General features: G+C 59.2%; 4 pseudogenes. 2 read left to right on the plus strand and 2 right to left on the minus strand.

The annotated features are described in order from the left end of the window. Both HBH25_RS22835 and HBH25_RS22840 read left to right on the plus strand, forming a co-directional pair. Positions 1-1,248 (plus strand): annotated as a pseudogene (locus HBH25_RS22835) (hypothetical protein); the annotation flags it as partial. A gap of 1 nt (position 1,249) precedes the next feature. Continuing rightward, positions 1,250-1,462, plus strand: a pseudogene (locus HBH25_RS22840) (transposase); the annotation flags it as partial. A gap of 64 nt (positions 1,463-1,526) precedes the next feature. Here the strand turns inward: HBH25_RS22840 and HBH25_RS22845 are convergent. Continuing rightward, a pseudogene (locus HBH25_RS22845) lies at positions 1,527-2,348 on the minus strand (type I restriction endonuclease subunit R); the annotation flags it as partial. Between the two features lie 5 nt (positions 2,349-2,353). Beyond that, positions 2,354-3,513: pseudogene (locus HBH25_RS22850) on the minus strand (IS3 family transposase); the annotation flags it as partial. Between the last annotated feature and the right edge of the window lie 349 nt (positions 3,514-3,862).

The raw sequence follows: 3,862 nt of genomic DNA on the forward strand, positions 1-3,862 counted from the left end.
TATCCATCGTCTTCTGTTCGCTCAGCCCTCTTCGCTCAATCGGCAAACACTTCGTCTCAAGCATTGAGCGCCGCTGACCGTAACAAAATCCAGAAAGCCGCTGGCAACGCCACCCTGAACTATGTGCTACAGCATCTCGACAGGCTTCAAAATGCATTGGGGGGCCGTGAGCAGGTCATCAAGATCGCGGCCCATCACGGGGGTCAGCAGGCCTTGCAGGCGCTGCTGGACAAGGGCCCGGCCCTGCGTCAGGCCGGCTTTGGCCCTGACAGCCTGGTCAAGGTCGCCGCCAACAACGGGGGTCAGCACGCCTTGCAGGCGCTGCTGGACAAGGGCCCGGCCCTGCGTCAGGCAGGCTTCAGCAACGACAACCTGATCAAGGTCGCTGCCAATATAGGCGGTACGCAGGCCTTGCAGGCGCTGCTGGACAAGGGCCCGGCCCTGCGTCAGGCAGGCTTCAGCCCCGACAACCTGGTCAAGGTCGCCGCCAACAACGGGAGTCAGCAGGCCTTGCAGGCGCTGCTGGACAAGAGCCCGGCTCTGCGTCAGGCCGGCTTTGGCAACGACAACCTGGTCAAGGTCGCGGCCCATGATGGCGGCGCCCAGGCCTTGCAGGCGCTGCTGGACAGGGGCCCGGCCCTGCGTCAGGCCGGCTTCAGCAACGACAACCTGGTCAAGGTCGCCGCCAACAACGGGGGTCAGCAGGCCTTGCAGGCGCTGCTGGACAAGGGCCCGGCCCTGCGTCAGGCCGGCTTTGGCAACGACAACCTGGTCAAGGTCGCCGCCCATGATGGCGGCGCCCAGGCCTTGCAGGCGCTGCTGGACAGGGGCCCGGCCCTGCGTCAGGCAGGTTTCAGCCCCGACAACCTGGTCAAAGTCGCGGCCAACGGGGGCGGTGCGCACGCCTTGCAGGCGCTGCTGGACAAGGGCCCGGCCCTGCGTCAGGCCGGCTTCAGCAACGACAACCTGGTCAAGGTCGCCGCCAACAACGGGGGTCAGCAGGCCTTGCAGGCGCTGCTGGACAAGGGCCCGGCCCTGCGTCAGGCCGGCTTCAGCAACGACAACCTGGTGAGGATTGGCGGCAACGGCGGTGCTAAGAAAACGCTGGACACGCTATTGCAGGTCTATCCGCGACTGGCCCAGGGCGGCGTTTCCCAAGCTGAGATACTGACCTTGGCGACTAAACATCGGGGGGCTTCCGGCACGCTCCAAAGCAGGCTCAAAGAACTGACGGCGACCGGTCGTTGAGGGCGGTTACCTGAAGAAACCGCCGATTTCGGGCAGCCGTCTGGCGCATTACACGTCAGGCGCGACGTTGAGCTTCACCTACCTGGATCACCGCACGTAGACCTATCAGCAGGAATCGGTAAGCCAGGCCGACATGCTGCGCCGGGTAGTGCAGCACATTCCGGAGAAGCATTTTCGGATGATCCGGTATTTTGGGTTTCTGGCCAACCGGGTAGCTGCCGTTGACGACGTGCATAATCATCAAAGCAGAGGCCGGCACAGAACCTGCTTATATAGTTTTAAACATCGCACAAGCTAGGCCCCTGAAGATCAGTTGCCGATTTCAGCATCTTAAGAATGACCAAGGCAAAAGCACGACTCTTGCTCTCGTTATCCAGCACTTCCAAGGAAAGCTTCTCATGATCAGTCATGGCGTCTAGCACGGTGTCCAACACCCGCTTGGGAAACAGGCCGTGCATCACTTGATCAACCGAATGATTGTTCACCTGTGCCATCACGTCTTCCTGGCGGCTGATACGTTGTGCGATGCCAGTGAGAAACTGCAGTTGGTCATCTTCGCTGACCTCGGCACCGAAGATGTCATTCAGCGCGTCGATAATTTCTGACAAACGTTTTTTTTCGGGGTCATGGGGCTTACCGCTGCCAACATCGCTACTCGGCTTAAGGGTGTGCTCGCCTTCTTCCTCACTCAAGCGCAGCTGGTGCTCAACGCGTTTGCTCAGGCGGTAATGGCTCAGTTGCAGTTCGCCCACGTCCACGTCGTCCTGCTGCAACCGATCCACACGCAATAACGGGTAAAGGTGCTTGGCGTATACGCACAGCTGCTCCAGTTCACGGTCCTCGTAAGGCACGATCTGCGAGAGAAACTCGTACAGGCGCACAAAGCTCTGCAGGTTCTTGCGGAACAGGTCGAGCTGGTCCACCTGTTCCCCTGCCTCTTTCAAGGCATGCTCAGCTTTCTTCAGGCCGGCGCTGTCACCATTCGTCTCGGCCGTGTGCTTGTAATCCAGCGCTTGCTGACGCGACTCCACGCAAAAGGCATAACGCTTGGCAAAGCGTTCCTTGGCCGGTGCACAGTAGTAGCTGAGTGTAGTGGTCGACAGTTCCCGGACACAGAATTGAGTTTTTCTTCCGCAACAGCCGGCGGCACGAAGCCATTGTGCTGATGCGGCCTTGTCCAGTTGTACCGCTGCATGAGATAGCGCCCGATATCTTGCTCGGCCAGCGCTGCCGTCATGTAACCGACCGTCGGTATCCATTCCGCTTTCAAGCTGCGAAACAGCCGCTCCGTGGGCGCGTTGTCATAGCAGTTTCCCCGTCGACTCATGCTTTGAGTTATCCGATAGCGCCACAGCCGCTGGCGGAAACTACGGCTGGCATATTGGCTACCCTGGTCACTGTAAAATAGTAAGCCCTGTGGCCTGCCGTGCATCTCATAAGCCCTGTCGAGCGCCTTGATGACCAGTTCGGCATCCGGCTTGGCAGACATCGCCCAGCCCACTACCCGGCGGCTATACAAGTCCAGGACGACCGCCAGGTAATGCCACCGGCCCTGCGCCCAGATGTAGGTGATGTCACCACACCAGACCTTGTTTGGCGTTGCCACGGTGAACTGTCGATCAAGAACATTGGGGATGTCGAGGCGCTCAACCGTGGCCTGTTTGTATGCGTGAGAACCGGGCTGCTTGCTGATCAAGCCCTGCTCCTTCATCAGTCCTCTGACCTTGAAGCGTCCCACTTTGATACCTTCATCCCTGAGCATGGCGACGATACTGCGGCTACCTGCCGAGCTTCGGCTCTGGCTGAACAGCTCGTTGATACGGCTGCGCAGGCCCGTACGTCGAACATCGATACGCCGTCGGCGGGCCAAGTGCGCGCAATAACAGGATCGGGGCAACTCGAACACTGAACACAACAGCTGAACAGGGTAGTGCTTTGCCAACTGCCGAATCGACTTCAACGTCTGCGCCCGTGTTCCTCGGCCATCAAGAGCGCAGTGGCCTCCTTTAAGATTTTCTTCTCGATCTCCAGCCGATTGATGCGAGCCTTGAGCGCCTGGATTTCCTGCTGCTCTGGCGTCATCGCTTTGCTGGATGGGGTCACGCCATTTCGCTCAGCCTGAAGCTGGTTGACCCAGCGACGCAACGCCGGCTCCCCAATATCGAGCGACCTCGCGGCCTCGGCATGGCCGTAGCCTTGATCGAGCACAAGGCAGGCCGCCTCGCGTTTGAACTCGGGGGTGAAAGTACGTCGTTGTCTGCTCATCGAACACCTCTGTGTGGCGATCATTTTCGCCTAAAAAGGTGTCCGGGGTTAGTAGACCACTACAGAGTTTGCTAGCTGCCGCTTTAGGGTCGAAGAAGGCCAAAGCGAAGGCCTCGATTTCTTGCCAGTGATAGATCCCTTCAGCATCCAATTTCTTCTGCAGGTCATAAATGATCTGCGGGTCAGTCACATCGGTCAGCCCGGCCTTGGTGTAGTAAGGCAAGAAGGCGTGAACTTGGCAGTCTACGGCTGCAAATTGGTCCATGCCCACTTCAGATCTGAGTTACCTGGGCTAAACATCGCTGTGCCCCCGCGCTTGACACCGGAACTCTCCAGACGCTTTTAGCCA

The organism is Pseudomonas quercus, assembly GCF_012033695.1.
Taxonomy (GTDB): Bacteria; Pseudomonadota; Gammaproteobacteria; order Pseudomonadales; family Pseudomonadaceae; genus Aquipseudomonas; species Aquipseudomonas quercus.